This window comes from Bacteroides caecigallinarum, assembly GCF_021531075.1.
Taxonomy (GTDB): Bacteria; Bacteroidota; Bacteroidia; order Bacteroidales; family Bacteroidaceae; genus Phocaeicola; species Phocaeicola caecigallinarum_B.
Genome location: NZ_JADYTJ010000021.1, coordinates 15,600 through 34,387, shown reverse-complemented (window position 1 = coordinate 34,387; position 18,788 = coordinate 15,600). Strand labels below are relative to the sequence as shown.

Here is an 18,788-nt window from a genome sequence, read left to right as displayed (position 1 = left end):
ATGAGACTTATCAATAAATTAAAAGTATGGGGGGGCTATATAATGGCATCCCTCGTGATTGTATCCTGCTCAGGAACAGCAGCTGATGGCGAAGCTACATTGACTCTGAAAGCAAGTAAATCGTCTATAGATGCTAACGGTAGAGATAATGTTACATTTACTGTAACTTCTTCCGGACTTGATGTGACTAAAGAAGCAGAGGTACGATGTGTTACTACCGGTCAGGTAGTGACTGAAAAAGGTTTTACTACTTCAGAGCCTAAAACCTATATATTCGAGGCTTCTTATGGTGATTTGGTTTCGGAACAAGTAAGTGTATCTGCAAATGAAGTGAAGCAGTCTGAATTTGTCCGAAAGGTATGTTTAATGGAATTTACTTCTATAAGTTGTACTTTCTGTCCGGAAGGCTATCGCAGAATAGAACCTGTTTTGGAACAATATCCGGAACAATTGTATCTTCTTTCGATGCATCCTGAATATTACAGTGGTACAGCAGATCCTTTAGGTATTCCACAGACCACCGAATTGGAAAAGACATTTAAGATTGGAAGCTATCCTTATACACTTTTAGATATGCGTGAACCGGCTGATGCATATTCAAAGAATGTACGAGAGGCATTGCAACGTTCGTTCGATGAATATCCTGCACACTGTGGAGTGGCTGTATCATCTGTTTTTAATGAATCTGAACGTAAAGCCCAGGTTACGGTAAAACTTCATTCAGAGAAAGAAACTGATTATCGTATAGCTGTTTATGTAGTGGAAGATGATATTATTTCACGACAGCTCGATAAAGGTGATTGGCGTGATGATTATCCTCATCATAAAGTAGCCCGTAGTATAGTCGATGGTAATGTTAATGGTGAAAAGTTAGGTAAAGTTTTAGCAGGAGAAGAAGCGATGAAAACATGGGATATATCTCTTGATCAATCTTGGAATATTGATAATTTGTATATCTATGCTCTTGCTATAGATGAGGATGGAACAGTAAATAATATGAATGCCTGCCTTGTTAAGAATGGAGATAGCGGCTATGCTAAGGTAAATGATAATGACTGAGATTTTTAAATATTTTATTTGTCTAACTTAAGTTTTTATGATTATGAAAAAACTTTTTCTAAACTTTATGTTTGCAGCATCATTGCTGTTTTCTGCAGGAGTTTCTTTTGTCTCCTGTACAGATGACGAAGGTCCTGACAATGGAGATCAGGATACTCCTTTGTTGGAAGGTGAGGTTATTAAAGGTAATGACACACCTACTCCTATCAAATGTTATGAAGGGGATGAAACTGTACTCTCAGAGTATGGTGTACAGATTGTTAAGGGTGTAACGCTTGACAACGAGATTCGTTTCGAATGTATTCCCGGTGCTTCTGCCAAGTCTTACCGTTTGGATATTATTCCGTTGGCTAAGGCATATGACATGATTTACACTGCTAACTATGATGAAATCAACAACGGAAAGGTTATGACTGTTGAAGAGACTGCTCAGGCTTTAAAGGATTTGCTTTTTGCTGAGGGTGGCGCTGCCGGTTATACATTTGCTCCTTCTGATAAAATGACTGATTATGCTACAGGACACGAATTTAACTGGGTTGCTGATGGATATTCACAGTTTACTATCGTTCCTGATGCTGAATATTTGATTGTTGCAGTTGGTTGTTCAGACGAAAACGGTGCAAACGGACGCGATATGTCTATCTTATGTGTTGAAACCACTCCTAAAGATCTGATTGGAGATCCTATTGTTAAAGTGAAAGGAGAGGTTAAGAGAGGTTGGAGTGCTTTCGGCTTTGATATGGAGGCTAATGCAGATGCCAAGTATTATTATTTATTCCCGATAGGAACAAAGGATATGAACAATTACGTGGATAAATATGGTGAAAAGACATTTGTCGATATGATTCGTTTTTCACAGTATCCAAGTGATGCTACTAAAGGTAACTTGAGTGCGCAATATCCATTGTGGCTTGACCCTTCAGAAGAAATCACTATTATTACTATAGGTGCTGATGAGAACTATGTAGTAAATGATATGGAGAAAACTTCTTTCTATATGCCACAGAAGCCGGCTGACCGTGTTATGCCAAAGAAAGGTATGAGTAGGGTTACTTGGAATCAGGAGTTGACATCCGCAAGCGTAGTTAATTTCAATATAGAATTCGACAAGGAAATCTCATTAATCAGATATAAATTGATGAGTAAGAGTGAATGGGAAACTATGGCAAATGACCCTGAAGCACAGGCTAAACTTGCTGACGAACTTACTTATAATGGTGGATGGGTTGAAAAAAATCCTAACTATAAATTGAGTGTAATTGGTGAAGATGATTACGAAGTGGCTGGTGAGGCTGGTACTACAACTTCCAAACAGTATATAATTCCAGCTGGAAGCGAAAATTATTTGGTTTGGACTTGCCAGAATGGTTTTGAAGATTATAACAAAGAATTGGAAGCTTGCTATTTCAAAACTGATGAATGGTCTAGAGACCTTTGGGGTTGGGATGAAGATAATTTGTGGTGTACATTTGAATCAACTACTAGAGGAATAACACTTTTGGTTGAGCCTACTGATAACACAGCATTCTATTATCACAGAATGATTCCTGAAGATAGAAATTTTGAATTAGGTACTGATGAACAGATAAATGCTGCTTTTGATTTCATGTTTGAAGAAGACGGAGCATATTATAATTTTACAGACCCATGGGCATATGAGAAGGGAACTCCTGAATGGGAAGAACAGAATTCATTCCCTTATATGGGGCTTGAACCGGGGAAAAAATATGATATTATGGTTATTGGAGAAACTTGGGACGGAAAACTTCTTTTCCCACAGATTGTTTATGCTGAGACTGAGGCAAATGAAGGTGGATTAGACCCTCAAATGACAATAACTGATGCGAAATATGGTTTCGATCCTCTTTGGGGTTACAATACATTCTCTGTTACATATAAACCGATTAAGGATGTTAGAATGTACTATCACGGTATTTTTGATAGGAATAAGGCTGATATGAAGTCAACTTATGCAGATGAAGTAACTTACTGGAAAGATATTATTGTAAACGGTGAAGATGGTACTGGTAATCCTTTCCAGTCTGATAGAGAAAAGAACCAATTTGCTGCAATAAATGAATGGTCTACAAGTGATTATAAGCTGGCTATGTGTTTGCCATACGGTAAGAATGATGTCAAAGGTGAACTTTCTATGGTAGCATTCGATGTGAAAGAGCTGAGAGTTATTACTGACTTAAGCGAAATCTGGCCAGATTATGAACCAGCATCAGCAGCAACAGCTTCTGTTGCTACTAAACCTGTAAGTGCTAACTTGTTTACAGCAACAGAACGTATAAAGAAGAATCAGGAAGAAGCAGAAGCATTCTTGCAGTCTTTGCGTAAGATTAGAGGCTTTGATAAATATCAGTGGACTCCATCTATAAAGGCTCCAGCACCTATTAGTATTAACGGTGAACCTGTTGTGAAATAATCTTGATTATATACATAACAGAATTCTAATATAATTTTTATTCTTACCCAAGGCTTGCGGAAAACGTAGCCTTGGGTAAGTTTTTTTATTGGCATAAGGCAACAAATTGTATCTTTATAAATTTTTCCTTTGTTTAATTGCCGTTACACGTTCGTGTCACTATCGTTACACCTAGGTGTTACTATAGTCACACGTTCGTGTAACTGTTGTGGCACGAACGTGTAACACTAATTTATATCAGTCGTTACGCCCGAAATCAGTCATATTATTCAGAAATTTAATGTGTTAAGTGACACAAAATGTGTATATTTGCAACTCATTTTGCAATATGCATAAATTGATGAATAAATATAAATTAAAAATACAATAAAGCAAATGAAGAAAAGACTATCTTTATTATTTGGTGCATTGCTAATGTGCATCTTTACGTTTGCCCAAATGCAAACGCCTGTAAAATTCAAATCCGAGCTTAAAAAGCTGTCCGACAATCAGTTGGAGGTGGTGTTTACAGGAACCATTGACGAGGGATGGCATGTCTACTCAACAGGCTTGGGTGAGGACGGTCCTACATCGGCAACATTCAATCTTGACAAGATAGAAGGTGCCAAGGTTATGGGAGAACTGACATTCGAAGGTGAGGAAATAAAGAAGTTCGACCCTATATTCGAGATGAATGTAAGATACTTCGAAAAGACAGTGAAATTCATTCAAAAACTTGAGATAACATCATCTGAATATACCATTGCCGGATATCTGGAATTTGGAGCATGTAATGATGAAAGCTGTATGCCTCCTACGGCAGTGGATTTCACATATTCAGGAACATCGGCAGTAAAACCTTCGAATGAAGTGGCTGCTACTCCGGCAAAGGAAAGTGAAGAGGTGGCCGAGGTGAAGGAAACTGTAGTTGATACTGCAGACAAAAACGAGATGGAAGTTTCGTCGTATTGGGACCCTGTAATAGACGAAATGGGTGCTCAGGGCGAAGAACAGAGCAGTGCTGACAGATCATGGATATACATTCTGTTTACAGGTTTCGTGGGTGGTTTGCTGGCTCTGTTTACACCATGTGTTTGGCCTATCATCCCTATGACTGTGAGCTTCTTCCTGAAACGTACTAAGGACAAGAAAAAGGGTATACGCGATGCGTGGATGTACGGTATCTCAATCGTTGTGATATATGTGGCGTTGGGTCTGGCTGTTACACTAATCTTCGGTGCCAGTGCATTGAATGCGTTGTCTACTAACGCTGTGTTCAATATCCTGTTCTTCCTGATGCTGGTGATATTTGCGGCATCGTTCTTCGGGGCATTCGAGATTACTCTGCCATCGAAATGGAGTAATGCTGTAGACAGCAAGGCTGAACAGACAACAGGTTTGTTGAGTATATTCCTGATGGCATTTACTCTTTCGCTGGTGTCATTCTCATGTACAGGTCCAATTATCGGATTCCTTCTGGTAGAAGTGTCTACTACAGGTAGCGTGGTAGCTCCGGCAATAGGTATGCTGGGATTTGCAATAGCTTTGGCTTTGCCTTTCACACTGTTTGCAATGTTCCCTACATGGCTTAAGTCTATGCCTAAGTCGGGTGGATGGATGAATGTGATAAAGGTGTCGTTGGGATTCCTGGAACTGGCTTTTGCTTTGAAGTTCCTGTCGGTAGCCGACCTGAGCTATGGCTGGGGAATACTTGACAGAGAAACATTCCTTGCTCTTTGGATTGTGATATTTGCTCTTCTTGGTATGTATCTGCTGGGCAAGATTAAATTTGCACACGATGATGATGAAAACAAGATAGGTGTTACACGTTTCTTCCTGGCTATGATTTCACTGGCGTTTGCAGTGTATATGATTCCTGGATTGTGGGGCGCTCCACTGAAGGCTGTAAGTGCGTTTGCACCGCCAATGCAGACTCAGGATTTCAATCTGTATAAGAATGAGGTACATGCCAAGTTCTTTGATTATGATGAAGGTATGGAGTATGCCAAGCAAAACGGTAAACCTGTTATGGTTGACTTTACCGGTTACGGATGTGTGAACTGCCGTAAGATGGAGCTTGCTGTGTGGACAGACCCGAAAGTGAGCAGCATGCTTACAGAGGACTATGTGCTTATCACTCTGTTTGTGGACGATAAGACTAAACTGCCACAGCCGATGAAGATTGTTGAAAACGGTACTGAACGTACGTTGCGTACTGTAGGTGACAAATGGAGCTATCTGCAGCGTTCCAAATTCGGTGCCAATGCACAGCCGTTCTATGTCCTGCTTGACAACGAGGGTAAGCCTTTGAACGGTTCGTATTCGTATGACGAGGATATAGACAAGTATGTGGAATTCCTTGAAAAGGGATTAAGAAACTATTAATGACAGACGTTGCAGTGTCGACGATATAGATAATGGGTAGGAGGAAGATAGAAATATTTTCCTCCTATCTTTTTAATTTATAACTTTGCGCACGGATTAATATCTGGGATTATGAACGAGGAACAGATTAAATACAGGGTTCAGAAACGTATAGTCATTATTTCCGGCTTGATACTTATAGGTAAGTTTATAGCGTATTTTGTGACAAATTCTGTAGGTGTGCTTACGGATGCAATGGAGAGTATTGTCAACGTAGTGGCAGGAATGATTAGTCTGTATTGCCTGAGATGGGGAGCAAAACCTGGCGATAAGGAGCATCCTTATGGGCATGGAAAGATTGAACTTATCTCGGCCTCGGTAGAGGGTATCCTTATAAGCGTGGCGGGCGGAATGATTATTTATGAGGCTGTTAAGAGACTGGTAGTGCCTGCCGAGGTGGAAAAGCTTGATGTCGGTATAGTGATAGTGGCTGTTTCGGGAGTGATAAACTATCTGATGGGGTATTTCAGTATACGGACAGGCAGGAAATACGGCTCTATGGCTTTGGTGGCTGGTGGAAAACATCTTCAGTCGGACACTTATTCCACAATAGGACTTGTGGCTGGCTTGCTGGTGTTGTATTTTACAGGTATAAACTGGATTGACAGCGCTCTGGCTCTTGTCTTTGGCTCAATAATTATAATTACGGGTATTTCGATTCTGAGAAATACTATTTCGGGATTGCTCGATACTGCCGATGATAAGCTTTTGGAAGAACTTGCCGGGTTGTTGAACGAGAACAGACAACCTGAGTGGGTGGATATACACAATACGAAGGTTATAAAATCGGGCAATTGCATATATATGGACTGTGACCTTACGGTGCCTTGGTATTACACTGTATCGGAAGGTCATAAGGCCGGAGAGAAGCTTAAAAACGTTCTGAAAGCAAGGTATAACGACAAGATTCAGCTTACATTGCATCTTGACCCGTGCGACATATTCGAGAAACCTAAATGTGATACCTGTATATTTGATTCGTGTAAGTACAGAAAGGCGGCTGTGGTTTCTGCAAATAAAATCACGTTGTCGACCTTTACTCTGAATGAGAGCGAAATGGATAACTGATAAAGAGATGTAACTGGGATTATCCTGCCCAGTTCTCTCTGTCAAGGTTACGGTAGCTTATGGCTTCGGCTATGTGCGATGAACGGATGTCCGGGCATGCTTCCAGATCGGCAATGGTACGTGCTACCTTCAGAATACGGTCGTATGCGCGTGCCGAAAGGTTGAGTCTGGTCATGGCGTTCTTCAGTAGGGTGAGGCCTTGTGCATCCGGTTGTGCATGTTTGTGCAGCAATGATGATGTCATCTGTGCGTTACAGTGTACGCCTTTTTCTTTTTCAAATCTTTTTTCCTGAATCCGGCGGGCCATGATAACCCTTTCTCTTATGGCCGAACTGCTCTCGCTTTTTTCGCGTTCTGAGATTTTTTCGAATGGGACTGGTACAATCTCTACCTGTATGTCTATTCTGTCGAGCAGAGGGCCTGAAATCTTGTTTAAATAGCGTTGTACTTGTCCGGGTGAGCACACGCAGTTACGTGTGGGATGATTATAGTAGCCGCAAGGGCATGGGTTCATTGATGCTACAAGCATGAAACTGGCAGGATAGTCCAAAACGTATTTGGCACGGGATATGGTGATATGCCTGTCTTCCAATGGCTGACGAAGGACTTCGAGCACACTTCTGTTGAATTCCGGGAGCTCGTCGAGAAACAGGACCCCGTTATGGGCCAGACTTATTTCGCCCGGATGTGGATTGGTTCCTCCGCCTACCATTGCAACTTGCGATATCGTGTGATGCGGACTGCGGAACGGACGTGTGGCTATGAGGGAGATGTCTTTACCAAGCTTGCCTGCTACTGAATGGATTTTGGTGGTTTCAAGGCTCTCGGACAGTGTGAGTGGCGGGAGAATACCTGGCAGACGTTTGGCCATCATGGATTTACCGCTGCCTGGAGCGCCTATCATAATAATGTTATGTCCGCCGGCAGCTGCCACTTCGAGGGCTCTTTTAACGTTTTCCTGGCCTTTGACGTCTGCAAAATCAAAAGGGAAATCTGTCTGATTCTGATAGAATTCTTCGCGGGTGTTTACTATAGTCGGCTCCAGTTTACGGGTGCCGTTGAAGAACTCTACGACTTCCTTAATGTTTTCTACGCCATAAACGTCCAGATTGTTTACCACTGCTGCCTCGCGGGCGTTTTGTTTGGGCAATATAAAGCCTTCAAATCCTTGTGCCCTGGCTGCAATAGCTATCGGCAATGCTCCTTTTACAGGCTGTAAACTGCCGTCCAGGCTAAGTTCGCCTATTATCATGTACTTGTGCAGCTTCTCGGATGACACTATGCCGGTGGATGCCATAATACCTATGGCCAGAGGCAAATCGTATGATGAGCCTTCTTTTCGGATATCGGCTGGAGCCATGTTTACAACTATCTGGCAGGATGGAACCTTGTAGCCATTTACATTTAGTGCAGACATGATTCTTTCGTGACTCTCTTTTACAGCAGAGTCCGGCAGACCTACCAGAAAGAACTTGATTCCCCTGGAACTGTTTACTTCTATGGTAACAATAGTTGCGTCAATACCTTGAACTGCGGCTCCGTATAACTTTACTAGCATAGTGTTTTTATTTCTTCTTTTTGTTTTCTTGTATCAGATTCTCTATTTTTTCTTTTAGTTCGTCTCCGTAGATGCACGTGGTTATTATTTTCCTGTTTTTTGTTACCAGTATATTATAAGGAAGTGTGTTGATGTTTAATTGTTTTACAACAGAATTTTCCCATCCTTTGAAATCGCATGTCTCAATCCATTGTTCGTTATCTTTCTTGCATTCCTTTTCCCAGGCATTTTTGTCGAAATCAATAGATATGTTCAGAACTCTGAAGTCCTTTTCAGGTAATGTCTTTATAGTGTTATACAGTGAATCTCTGATTACAATACTCTTCTCATCCCATGATGCCCAGATGTTCACCAGCGTGTATTGTTCGTCCTTACTGCTCCATGACACGTATTTTCCTTTACGGTCCTTGCACGAAAAGTAATTTATGTAATCAGACTTGTCTTCCTTGTTTTCGGCTACCTTTTTTTGAATGATGTCAACAATTCTGCAGTCTTTTACGTGTCCGTCTATTTGTGCAATAAGTTCTTTTAATTCTTTTATATCAGGATTTTTGTCCTGGATAAAATATTCGTTGAGAATATATGCCGATGCATATGAAGTTCTGTTGTTTAAAATAAAGTCTTTTGCCAGTGAAGATTTATTGATGGTATCTTTCAGCACTTTGTCTCTGAATTGCTGTAACTCATCATTGGGACCGTCGCCTTTTATATGAGGGTTGGCAAAACTTCCCTTGAAATTTACATCCCAGCCTTTATCTGCAAAAACAGGTAGGGCTATACCTGAGTCGTTGGCCAGTCTGAATATGGTTATGGTGTCAGGAATGAAAGAGTATTCAAATTTTCCGTCTGTAAGTTTTATCGTGTCCACCTTACCTATAGGGTCGTCGTATATGGCTATTATGTATTTCTCTTTTTTATTACTCAATTCCCCGGTTAGTGTGAATGTGTTGTCTTCGCTGCACGATGTCAAGATGAGCAGGGAATAGAAAAATATAAATCTGATTACTAGTTTCATAAAGTATCTGTTTGTTTAGCGCGAAAATACATAAAAAAGGTGTAATGTGCGTGATTTGTCTGAGTTTATTTACAAAAAAAAGGCCGGAACCTGAGTTCCGACCTTTGTATCTATCAAGTAACTGGTAGTTTAATTATTTGATTTCGTTTGCATATTTAGCAAATTCACGGTCATTTGCAGCTTTAGCAGCAAGAGCAGCGTCTTTCTGTGCAACCTTAGCCATACTTGTCTTAACCAAATCAGCATTGTTAGTTCTTGCACCTACAAGTGCCATCAAATAGTCTGTGTAAGCATCTGGGTTCTTAACTGCAGACAAAGTGTTTTTAGCTTTGTTGTAGTCCTTAGCCAAGATCTGAGCCAAAGCAGCAGAGTTAGTCTTAGTATCACCGAATGCAGCTACAGCCTTGTCGTACTGACCTTGTTTGATATACAAGTTACCAAGAGCTTCGTTTGCTGTGTTAGAACCTGTAGCTTTAGCAAGATATGTTTCAGCGTTAGCTACATTACCCTTAGACAATTCAATCAAACCAAGGTTAGTGTTTACTTCAGGAGCGTTAGCGTTCTTGCTTGCAGCCTGTTTGAAGTATTTTTCAGCAGTTGCTTTGTCTGAAACATATGCCATTTCACCAAGGTTGTTGTAAGCACGGTAGTCGTTAGGATACAATTCGATAGCTTTCTTGTAGATAGCTTCTTTGCGAGCATTGTCGTTAGTCAAAGTAGCAGCATAAAGAAGTTCTTCTACGCTCAATGAAGAAGCGTCAGTATCGAATGCAGCGTTGATTTCTTCGTCGCTACGGCCGATAACGTCATAGTTAGCAGTCAAGCGTGCACGACGCAACTGAGGAAGAATTTCGTCAGCCAAAGTCTTGTAAACTGAAGAAATGTTCTTGATCTCAGTTTCACGCTGTTCCGGATCCTGATACATAGAAAGAACACGCAAGATAAGGTCTTTGTCCTGGATATTTGACTTAGAAACCAATTCCTGGAAACCTTCCCAGTCCTGAGCTGTGTATTCAGTATCTACAGTTGTTTCAATCTTTCCTTTCTTCAACTGCTGTTTCATGTATTTTTCAGTGTTGTTCTGACGATTTTCAGCCAATCCTGTGTTCAGTTTAACACCACCATCTGGTGAAGCATAAGCAGAGATTTCAATGTTGTTAAGTTTGTAGTTCTTAGTGTCGCCAGCAACGATAGCTACCTGTTTGTGGAAATCTTTGATACCTTCAGATTTCAATTCGCTTGAGCGAAGGTTGGCCTGCTGGATCAAGAACATGATCTGAGCTTCTTTAGCTTCTTTGATGATACGCTGGAATGCATCTGTAGATGTTGCTGCATTTGCAGAAGTAACTGTAGGAAGTTCTGAAGTAGCGATTACACCATCAGCAATTTTTACAGAAGGGATAGTATATTCTTTGCTACCTTTCTTGATTTTGAAATCAAGGTAAAGTTCAGATTTAGCCATTTCTGGAACATAGTCGAAAGAAGCTTTCATAGTGTAAGTACCACCTGCCTTGTAAGAGATAGTCTGGTCATTACCTTGAACTTTTTCACCCTGGAACATAGCTGGCTGTCCTTTAGCCTCGCCACCTTCCCATCTTAGAACCGGAGTAACTTCTACGGTTGCGCTTTTCTTGAAATACTTTTCAGGGAACTTACCTGTGATAGTTACAGGAACTTTACCTCCAACAGCTTCGAGAACTTCAGGATTTGTTGTGAAGTAGTCAGAAGACAATTCTCCCATCTTGCTACATGAAGAGAAAGCAAGAACTAATAATGCCACGATAGGCAAATACAACTTCTTAATCATGATTTTAAAAAATTAGGTTTGTATAATTATATAATTTGTTTTATATTAAGTTCAGTCGGGACAAAGATACGAAAAAAGATATAGCTTAATCTATTTTTTGTTCTTTTTTTATGCAATAACAAATGAAAAATGTTTAAAAGTTATAGTTTTTACGGTGTTTATGGTAATTTTTTGTTATTTCGAGGGTGGTGCCTGATTATTTCTTCTTTAAGTTTACTGCTGTCTATGTGAGTGTAAATTTCAGTTGTACCGATACTCTCGTGTCCTAACATACTTTGGATTGCCCTTAGGTTTGCTCCTCCTTCCAGTAAGTGTGTTGCAAAGGAATGTCTGAATGTGTGCGGACTGATGTTTTTTTTAAGCCCTATCTTATCGGACAACTCTTTGATGATATGGAATACCATTATTCTTGAAATGTTTCTTCCGAATCTGCTGATGAACAGAAAGTCTTCATATCCCGGCTTTATCAGTCCCTCGCCTCTGGTTTCGAAGTAAAAACCTATTTCTTTGATAGCTTTTGGGGATATGGGTACCAGTCTTTGTTTGCTGCCTTTACCTTCGACTTTTATAAATCCTTCATTGAGATATAAATCCGAGATTTTCAGATTGCAAAGTTCCGAAACACGCAACCCGCAGCTGTAAAGTGTCTCTAATATTGCACAATTCCTTTGTCCTTCTCTAGTACTTCTGTCAATGGCTCCAATCAGGCTGTCTATTTCTTCCACACTGAGAATGTCCGGGAGATGTTTCCCTATCTTGGGCGACTCCAGTAATTCCGATGGGTCTTGCTCTATGTAGTCCTCAATGACAAGAAAATGAAAGAATGACCGAATGCCAGATAAAATCCTTGCTTGTGATCGTGCATGGATGCCTATGTCTCTTAATCCGGCAATGAAATTTTCAAGATTATCAATAGTTACGTCCAGTATGTCTATGCCGTCTGTGGCTAAAAAAGATAATAGTTTTTCTAAATCTCCTATATAAGCCATGATTGTGTTGCCTGATAGAGACTTCTCTAATCTCAGATATTGCTTATACTTTATTATAATTTGTCCGTTTACTTCCTTTTTATTCATACTTTTTTATTATCTTTGCACCATATTATTACAAAGATACAAAAAGTTTATATTGCAATAAACAATGCGAATACAAATAATCAATGGTCCCAATATTAATTTATTAGGGAAACGTGAACCTTCTATTTACGGAGCTGTTTCTTTTGAAGAGTATTACAATAAGCTTGTTCTTCAATATCCGGAGATAGAGTTCGATTATTATCAGTCTAACATAGAAGGTGAAATGATTAACAAAATCCATGAAGTTGGATTCTCATACGATGGCATTATCCTGAATGCCGGTGCCTATACGCATACTTCTATAGCATTGCAAGATGCTTTACGTGCAGTTACTACTCCTGCCATAGAAGTCCATATATCGAATGTTCATACCAGGGAAGAGTTCAGACATAAATCTATGATTTCGTGTGCATGCCGTGGAGTGATATGTGGATTTGGTCTTGATTCTTACCGGTTGGCAGTAGAGGCTTTTATTAATTCGAAATAGTGTAAAACAGGTATAATAGTTTTTTATTATGATGCTTAAACAAACAAAAATCGTTGCGTCCATTTCAGATTTGCGCTGTGAAGTGGATTTTATCAGAGATCTTTTTAATGCAGGTATGAACGTTGTTCGTATGAACACAGCACATGCCAGCCGTGAAGGTTTTGAAAAGTTGATATCCAATGTGCGCGAAGTATCTAACCGTATTGCAATCCTTATGGACACTAAGGGCCCTGAGGTTCGTACAACAGCTAGTGCTGAAGGTCCTATCGATTTTAAAATTGGTGATAAAGTGCAGATTGTAGGTAATCCGGATCAGGAAACTACACGTGAATGCATCGCGGTAACATATAAGAATTTCGTTCATGACTTGTCTATAGGAGCTTCTGTTCTTATCGATGATGGTGATTTGGCTTTGACTGTTGTCGACAAGAATGAAACAACTTTATTCTGCGAAGTGCAGAACGATGCTACGCTTGGAAACCGTAAGAGTGTGAACGTTCCTGGAGTTAGAATCAATCTTCCTTCACTGACTGAAAAGGACCGTAACAATATCCTTTATGCAATTGAAAAAGATATTGACTTTATCGCTCACTCTTTCGTTCGTAACCGTCAGGACGTTATGGATATACGTGAAATACTTGATGCACATAACAGTGACATTAAGATTATCGCGAAGATTGAAAATCAGGAAGGTGTAGATAATATAGATGAAATACTTGAAGTTGCAGACGGCGTGATGGTTGCCCGTGGTGACTTGGGTATAGAAGTTGCTCAGGAACGTATCCCTGGTATACAGCGTCAGTTAATCAAGAAATGTATTCTTGCACGTAAGCCGGTTATCGTTGCTACTCAGATGCTTCACACAATGATAAACAATCCACGTCCTACACGTGCCGAAGTAACTGATATTGCAAATGCAATTTATTATCGTACAGACGCGTTGATGCTTAGTGGTGAAACTGCATACGGAAAATACCCTGTAGAGGCTGTTAAGACTATGACTAAGATTGCAGCCCAGGCTGAAAAAGATAAAATGGAAGAGAACGATATTCAGATACGTCTTACTGCGGAAAATGCCGATGTCACAGGATTCCTTGCAAAATCAGCAGTACGTGCCACTAATCTAATGCCTATACATGCTATTATCACCGACAGCTTCAGCGGTTTGACAGCTCGTAGCCTTGCAGCTTATCGTGGAAAACATCCTGTATTGGCTATCTGTTATAAGGAAAAAACTATGCGTCATCTTGCTCTTTCATACGGTGTTGAGGCTATCTATATGCCGGAAAAAGCAAACGGTCAGGAATACTACTTCACTGCTCTCCGCAAGCTTATCACCGACGGCGTTCTTTCAGGCAACGACATGGTGGCATATTTGAGTAGTGGTAAGGCAGGAACAAAGACTTCATTCCTTGAAATCAATCAGGTGAACGATGTCCTTGAACATGCAGATGACTATGTTCTTCCAAACAAAAACCGTTACTTATAATCAATAATGAAAGAAACGGACGCACTGGACGATTATATACTTCGTCATATTGATGAAGAAGGAGAATATCTGAAAGCATTATATCGGGCGACGCATGTGAAACTACTGCGTCCCCGTATGGCTTCCGGACATCTTCAGGGGCGAATGTTGAAAATGTTTGTACAGATGATTCGTCCGAAACAAGTGCTTGAGATAGGTACATACAGCGGATATTCCGCCCTTTGTCTGGCAGAAGGACTTGAAGATGGAGCTATGCTCCACACATTCGAAATTAATGACGAGCAGGAAGATTTTACACGTCCGTGGCTTGAAAATTCGCCATACGCTGACAAAATAAAGTTTTATATAGGTGATGCTCTGGAGATAGTACCTACTATGGATATTACGTTTGATCTGGTGTTTATGGATGGCAACAAACGTTACTATGTAGAGTATTACGAGATGATTCTCAAACAACTTCGCAACGGTGGATATATTCTGGCCGACAATACCCTTTGGGATGGTCATGTACTTGAGGAAAATCCGCATCACACAGACCTTCAGACAATAGGAATAAAGAAATTCAATGACTTGGTAGCAACCGACGAGAGAGTGGAAAAAGTAATACTGCCCATGCGCGACGGGCTTACCATAATAAGAAAAAAATAAGAGATAATATGGAAACTACCAGACAAAACAAAATAGCCAGACTCATTCAGAAAGAATTGAGTGAGATGTTTCTGGTTCAGACAAAATCAATGCCGGGTGTGCTTGTTTCTGTCAGCATAGTAAGAATCAGTCCTGATATGAGCTATGCGCGTGCATACTTGAGCGTTTTCCCTTCTGAAAGAGGAGAGGAGATAGTAAAGAATATCAATGATAATATGAAGTCTATCCGTTACGAACTTGGCAACCGTGTTCGCCATCAGTTACGTATAATACCGGAACTGAAGTTCTTCATCGACGATTCACTGGATTACGTTGAAAAGATTGACAAACTTCTGAAAGACTAATCTGTCTTTCTATATTAAAAACAGATTCATCGTGAATTTCCCTTTTTTTATTGCTAAAAGGTATCTGTTCTCAAAGAAATCGCATAATGCCATAAATGTAATTTCTGCTATATCTGTGTGCGGAGTCGCTTTGGCCACACTGGCCTTGGTCTGCACACTTTCTGTTTTTAACGGCTTTCAGGATATGGTAGCTACATTTTTTACAGCATTTGATCCGCAGATAAAGATTACATCCGTCAGAGGTAAGGTTTTTGACGGAAGCGAACAGTTATTTGCCGAAATCAGGACGATGCCGGAGATTGCTGTGTATTCAGAATCGGTAGAAGACAATGCTATGGTGCAATACAAAGGCCGTCAGGTAATGGCTGTAATAAAGGGAGTGGAAGATAATTTTGACACGTTGACTCCTATAGACAGTATACTGTTTGGCAGGGGAGACCTTTTACTTCACGATGAGGTTGCTGACTATGCTATTCCCGGTCTTCAGTTATTGTCAACATTAGGTACCGGAATTCGTTTTCTCGATCCGCTTGAAATTTATGCTCCCAAACGTGGAAGCCGTATAAATATGTCCAATCCTATGAGCAGTTTCGTAAGCGACCAGCTCTTCTCTTCCGGACTGACATTTACAGTAAATCAGGAGAAATACGATGCTTCGTATATTATAACTTCGATTGGCTTCGCACGTCGTCTTTTTCAGTATACCAACGAAGTTTCAGCAGTCAACCTCCGACTTACTCCCGGGGCAGATGAAAATGCCGTAATAAAAAAACTTAAAGAGAAATTAGGTGATGATTTCCGTGTTCAGAACCGTTACGAACAGCAGGCCGATACTTTCAGAATAATGGAAATAGAGAAACTCATTTCTTATATTTTTCTTGTATTCATACTTATGATAGCATGTTTCAATGTTATCGGTTCGCTTTCAATGCTTATTATTGATAAGAAAAACGACGTACAGACATTGCGCAATCTTGGTGCTTCCGACAGTCAGATAGTGCGTATATTCCTTTTCGAAGGTAGAATGATTTCCTTCATAGGCGCAGTATCAGGAGTTGTCATAGGGCTTGCTTTATGCCTTATTCAGCAGGAATATGGTATAATATCCTTAGGTAGTGCCGGTAGCTTTATTGTCGACGCCTATCCTGTAAGTGTGCATGCATGGGATGTGGTGCTCGTATTTGTCACTGTGCTGATTGTAGGATTTATCTCTGTATGGTATCCGGTCAGATATCTAAGTCGTCGTTTGCTATAAGGGTTATTCAAGAGTTATACTCCTTACTTCCACATCTTCATGCAGGAATATCGATGCCGATTCCTTGAATTTTTCTACTGATTCCGTAGTAAGAAACTCGCATTTACTGTTTCTGGTGCATCTTGTGGCTATCTCATCATGTCTGCTGAGATAATCCTTCAGACTGGCAGCTACATATTCTCCCTGCGTTATTATGTTTATGCCTTCGGGAGTGAACCTCCTGATTTTGTCCAGCAGCAGAGGATAATGTGTACATCCCAGCACTATTGTATCAATGTCTTTATCCCTGCTTAACAGTTCGTTGATATATTTTTTTACGAAGAAGTCTGCACCCTCTGAATCGTATTCCTTGTTTTCCACCAGAGGAACCCACATCGGGCAAGCTACACCGGTGACTGTTATGTCCGGAAACAGTTTCTTTATTTCCATAGGGTATGATTCGGAACGGATAGTGCCAGATGTAGCCAGAATGCCCACATGACGGCTTTTTGTGACTTCTCCTATACTTTCTGCCGTAGGTCTGATAACTCCAAGCACACGCCTTGAATTGTCCAGATAAGGCAGGTCATTCTGCTGTATGCTTCTCAAGGCTTTAGCAGATGCAGTGTTACATGCCAGTATCACCAGTGGACATCCCATTTCGAACAGTCTGACCACCGCTTCAAGAGTAAACTCGTACACTACTTCGAACGAGCGTGTTCCGTATGGTGTACGCGCATTGTCGCCCAAATACAGATAATCATATTCGGGTAATGCTTTTCTTATTTCTTTCAGTATAGTCAGTCCGCCGTAGCCGGAATCAAATACTCCTATAGGTCCTTTAATCAAGTTTCTCAGAAATGGCATGTCGTTCAAATTAAAAAGTGAAGAACCTGAAGGCACCGTATGTGTGCTGACAGATTCTTCACTTATTATATATGTTTAATTTAATATTAGTTCCCTGCTGGAAGTGTAGCAGGCACCTGTGGTACGTAAGGTGCAGCTGTCAAGCTGATTCCGAGATTTGTTTTGATATCATCAGTAATATCTTTAGCCTGAGTCTCGTCTACGTAAGGTATGTCTGTACGGTTCAAATCGAATACGAATACATATCCGCCTGCTTTAGCTACAGTCTGAACTGATTTTTCCATCTTTTCATATATAGGAGCCATCATGTCAGCATAAGCTTTCTGCAATTGCTGCTGAGCATCCTGCTGGAACTGCATTCCCTTTTCAGAAAGTTCCTGAAGTTCTTTCTGGCGGCGTTCAAGGATGTTCTGAGGGAGGTTCTTCTGTTCCTGCTGGAATTCAGCAAATTTTTTGTTGAATTCGTCAGATGCACGTTTGATTTCATCTTCATATTGTTTCTGCAATGCCTGAATGTCAGTCTGTGCTTTAGCGTATTCCGGCATAACCAAGATGATTGATTCTGATTTGAAGTATCCGAACTTCTGTGCAAATATGCTCATTGGTGCAACGAGCATAAGCAATAATGCTAATTTTTTCAACATAATATTTGTCTTCTATTTATTATTAATTTTTTCTGTTATTGAATGTGTTTTCCTTTCGGATGCAAATGTATAAAATTATTTTGAATATCCTAATTTCAAAAGAACATCATTACTGATATCAATGCGTGGTGATGCAAAAATCATACTTTGAGCTGAGGCTCTGTCAATTACTGCATCATATCCCTTTTCTGTAGCAATAGCCTTTACTGCATTGTATATGGCATCCTGTATAGGTGCTATCAGTTCTTGTCTTTTTTTCATAGCCTCTCCTTGTGGACCGAAATATGTCTGTCTCAGTTCGGCAGCCTCCCTTTCCTTTGCTATAATTTCCTCTTCTTTGGCTGTTCTTTGCTCAGCACTCATTGTTGAAGCTGTCTTCTGGTATGACTCATACAGAGCTTTTGCTTCGTTCGATTTTGATTCTATCTCAGTCTGCCATTGCTTTGACAGATCTTCCATCTGTTTGTTGGCCTGTTCGTACGAAGGAATTTGCTTTAATATAAATTCCATGTCTATAAGGGCAAATTTTTGAGCTTGCGCTGCCATTATGGTTGCCACGATAAACAGCAACGAAAAAAACACCTTCTTCATAATATTTGAGTTTTTGAGTTTATTAGTTTTTGAGTTTTTTAGATACTAGTTGACGAGTAACTAGTTG

Annotated in this window: 16 protein-coding genes; 9 read left to right on the top strand and 7 right to left on the bottom strand. The window is 40.3% G+C overall.

Annotated features, from left to right (window positions below):
- From I6E11_RS07430 to I6E11_RS07415, 4 genes are all read left to right on the top strand, one after another.
- Entirely contained in the window at positions 1–1,059 is a 1,059-nt protein-coding gene (locus tag I6E11_RS07430) for an Omp28-related outer membrane protein (RefSeq protein WP_235337399.1), read from the top strand.
- A gap of 43 nt (positions 1,060–1,102) precedes the next feature.
- A complete protein-coding gene (locus I6E11_RS07425; RefSeq protein ID WP_235337398.1) occupies positions 1,103–3,490 on the top strand; it encodes a hypothetical protein in 2,388 nt (795 codons plus the stop codon).
- A gap of 375 nt (positions 3,491–3,865) precedes the next feature.
- Positions 3,866–5,854, top strand: coding sequence for a protein-disulfide reductase DsbD family protein (locus I6E11_RS07420; protein WP_235337397.1), 1,989 nt, complete (start codon positions 3,866–3,868; stop codon positions 5,852–5,854).
- Between the two features lie 111 nt (positions 5,855–5,965).
- On the top strand, positions 5,966–6,961 hold the full coding sequence (locus I6E11_RS07415) for a cation diffusion facilitator family transporter (RefSeq protein ID WP_235337396.1): 996 nt from the start codon (positions 5,966–5,968) through the stop codon (positions 6,959–6,961).
- A gap of 19 nt (positions 6,962–6,980) precedes the next feature.
- On the opposite strand, the gene I6E11_RS07410 is transcribed toward I6E11_RS07415, so the two are convergent.
- The 4 genes from I6E11_RS07410 to xerD form a co-directional block, all read right to left on the bottom strand.
- Entirely contained in the window at positions 6,981–8,519 is a 1,539-nt protein-coding gene (locus tag I6E11_RS07410; RefSeq protein ID WP_235337395.1) for a YifB family Mg chelatase-like AAA ATPase, read from the bottom strand.
- A 7-nt stretch (positions 8,520–8,526) separates the two neighbouring features.
- A complete protein-coding gene (locus I6E11_RS07405; protein WP_235337394.1) occupies positions 8,527–9,534 on the bottom strand; it encodes a DUF4369 domain-containing protein in 1,008 nt (335 codons plus the stop codon).
- Positions 9,535–9,667: 133 nt separating this feature from the next.
- Positions 9,668–11,341, bottom strand: a complete 1,674-nt coding sequence (locus I6E11_RS07400) for a tetratricopeptide repeat protein (protein WP_235337393.1) — start codon at positions 11,339–11,341, stop codon at positions 9,668–9,670.
- Between the two features lie 158 nt (positions 11,342–11,499).
- A complete protein-coding gene (gene xerD, locus I6E11_RS07395; RefSeq protein ID WP_235337392.1) occupies positions 11,500–12,417 on the bottom strand; it encodes a site-specific tyrosine recombinase XerD in 918 nt (305 codons plus the stop codon).
- A 64-nt stretch (positions 12,418–12,481) separates the two neighbouring features.
- Between xerD and aroQ the strand changes: the two genes are divergently transcribed.
- From aroQ to I6E11_RS07370, 5 genes are read left to right on the top strand one after another with little or no spacing between them, the layout of a single operon-like run.
- Positions 12,482–12,904, top strand: coding sequence for a type II 3-dehydroquinate dehydratase (aroQ, locus tag I6E11_RS07390; protein ID WP_235337391.1), 423 nt, complete (start codon positions 12,482–12,484; stop codon positions 12,902–12,904).
- 28 nt (positions 12,905–12,932) lie between these two features.
- Positions 12,933–14,393 (top strand): pyruvate kinase, encoded by a 1,461-nt coding sequence (gene pyk / locus I6E11_RS07385; protein WP_235337390.1) that lies wholly within the window; start codon positions 12,933–12,935, stop codon positions 14,391–14,393.
- A 6-nt stretch (positions 14,394–14,399) separates the two neighbouring features.
- Positions 14,400–15,041, top strand: a complete 642-nt coding sequence (locus I6E11_RS07380) for an O-methyltransferase (RefSeq protein ID WP_235337389.1) — start codon at positions 14,400–14,402, stop codon at positions 15,039–15,041.
- Between the two features lie 8 nt (positions 15,042–15,049).
- Positions 15,050–15,385 (top strand): 30S ribosome-binding factor RbfA, encoded by a 336-nt coding sequence (gene rbfA / locus I6E11_RS07375; protein WP_235337388.1) that lies wholly within the window; start codon positions 15,050–15,052, stop codon positions 15,383–15,385.
- Between the two features lie 31 nt (positions 15,386–15,416).
- The gene (locus I6E11_RS07370; RefSeq protein WP_235337387.1) at positions 15,417–16,640 is read left to right on the top strand and encodes an FtsX-like permease family protein; all 1,224 of its coding nucleotides are present in this window, start codon (positions 15,417–15,419) and stop codon (positions 16,638–16,640) included.
- A 3-nt stretch (positions 16,641–16,643) separates the two neighbouring features.
- Here the strand turns inward: I6E11_RS07370 and murI are convergent, their stop codons facing one another.
- The 3 genes from murI to I6E11_RS07355 all read right to left on the bottom strand — a co-directional run bounded on the left by murI (position 16,644) and on the right by I6E11_RS07355 (position 18,721).
- Entirely contained in the window at positions 16,644–17,486 is an 843-nt protein-coding gene (gene murI, locus I6E11_RS07365) for a glutamate racemase (RefSeq protein WP_235337386.1), read from the bottom strand.
- An 86-nt stretch (positions 17,487–17,572) separates the two neighbouring features.
- Complete coding sequence (locus tag I6E11_RS07360) at positions 17,573–18,130, bottom strand: OmpH/Skp family outer membrane protein (RefSeq protein ID WP_235337385.1); 558 nt, start codon at positions 18,128–18,130, stop codon at positions 17,573–17,575.
- Positions 18,131–18,205: 75 nt separating this feature from the next.
- Positions 18,206–18,721: an OmpH/Skp family outer membrane protein gene (locus I6E11_RS07355; RefSeq protein ID WP_235337384.1), complete on the bottom strand. Its 516-nt coding sequence runs from the start codon at positions 18,719–18,721 to the stop codon at positions 18,206–18,208.
- Positions 18,722–18,788: the final 67 nt, after the last annotated feature.

Bases quoted from the DNA above. Each gene is read 5' to 3' on its own strand.
- I6E11_RS07430 (WP_235337399.1), top strand. From the start codon at position 1: ATGAGACTTATCAATAAATTAAAAGTATGGGGGGGCTATATAATGGCA.
- I6E11_RS07425 (WP_235337398.1), top strand. From the start codon at position 1,103: ATGAAAAAACTTTTTCTAAACTTTATGTTTGCAGCATCATTGCTGTTT.
- I6E11_RS07420 (WP_235337397.1), top strand. From the start codon at position 3,866: ATGAAGAAAAGACTATCTTTATTATTTGGTGCATTGCTAATGTGCATC.
- I6E11_RS07415 (WP_235337396.1), top strand. From the start codon at position 5,966: ATGAACGAGGAACAGATTAAATACAGGGTTCAGAAACGTATAGTCATT.
- I6E11_RS07410 (WP_235337395.1), bottom strand. From the start codon at position 8,519: ATGCTAGTAAAGTTATACGGAGCCGCAGTTCAAGGTATTGACGCAACT.
- I6E11_RS07405 (WP_235337394.1), bottom strand. From the start codon at position 9,534: ATGAAACTAGTAATCAGATTTATATTTTTCTATTCCCTGCTCATCTTG.
- I6E11_RS07400 (WP_235337393.1), bottom strand. From the start codon at position 11,341: ATGATTAAGAAGTTGTATTTGCCTATCGTGGCATTATTAGTTCTTGCT.
- xerD (WP_235337392.1), bottom strand. From the start codon at position 12,417: ATGAATAAAAAGGAAGTAAACGGACAAATTATAATAAAGTATAAGCAA.
- aroQ (WP_235337391.1), top strand. From the start codon at position 12,482: ATGCGAATACAAATAATCAATGGTCCCAATATTAATTTATTAGGGAAA.
- pyk (WP_235337390.1), top strand. From the start codon at position 12,933: ATGATGCTTAAACAAACAAAAATCGTTGCGTCCATTTCAGATTTGCGC.
- I6E11_RS07380 (WP_235337389.1), top strand. From the start codon at position 14,400: ATGAAAGAAACGGACGCACTGGACGATTATATACTTCGTCATATTGAT.
- rbfA (WP_235337388.1), top strand. From the start codon at position 15,050: ATGGAAACTACCAGACAAAACAAAATAGCCAGACTCATTCAGAAAGAA.
- murI (WP_235337386.1), bottom strand. From the start codon at position 17,486: ATGCCATTTCTGAGAAACTTGATTAAAGGACCTATAGGAGTATTTGAT.
- I6E11_RS07360 (WP_235337385.1), bottom strand. From the start codon at position 18,130: ATGTTGAAAAAATTAGCATTATTGCTTATGCTCGTTGCACCAATGAGC.
- I6E11_RS07355 (WP_235337384.1), bottom strand. From the start codon at position 18,721: ATGAAGAAGGTGTTTTTTTCGTTGCTGTTTATCGTGGCAACCATAATG.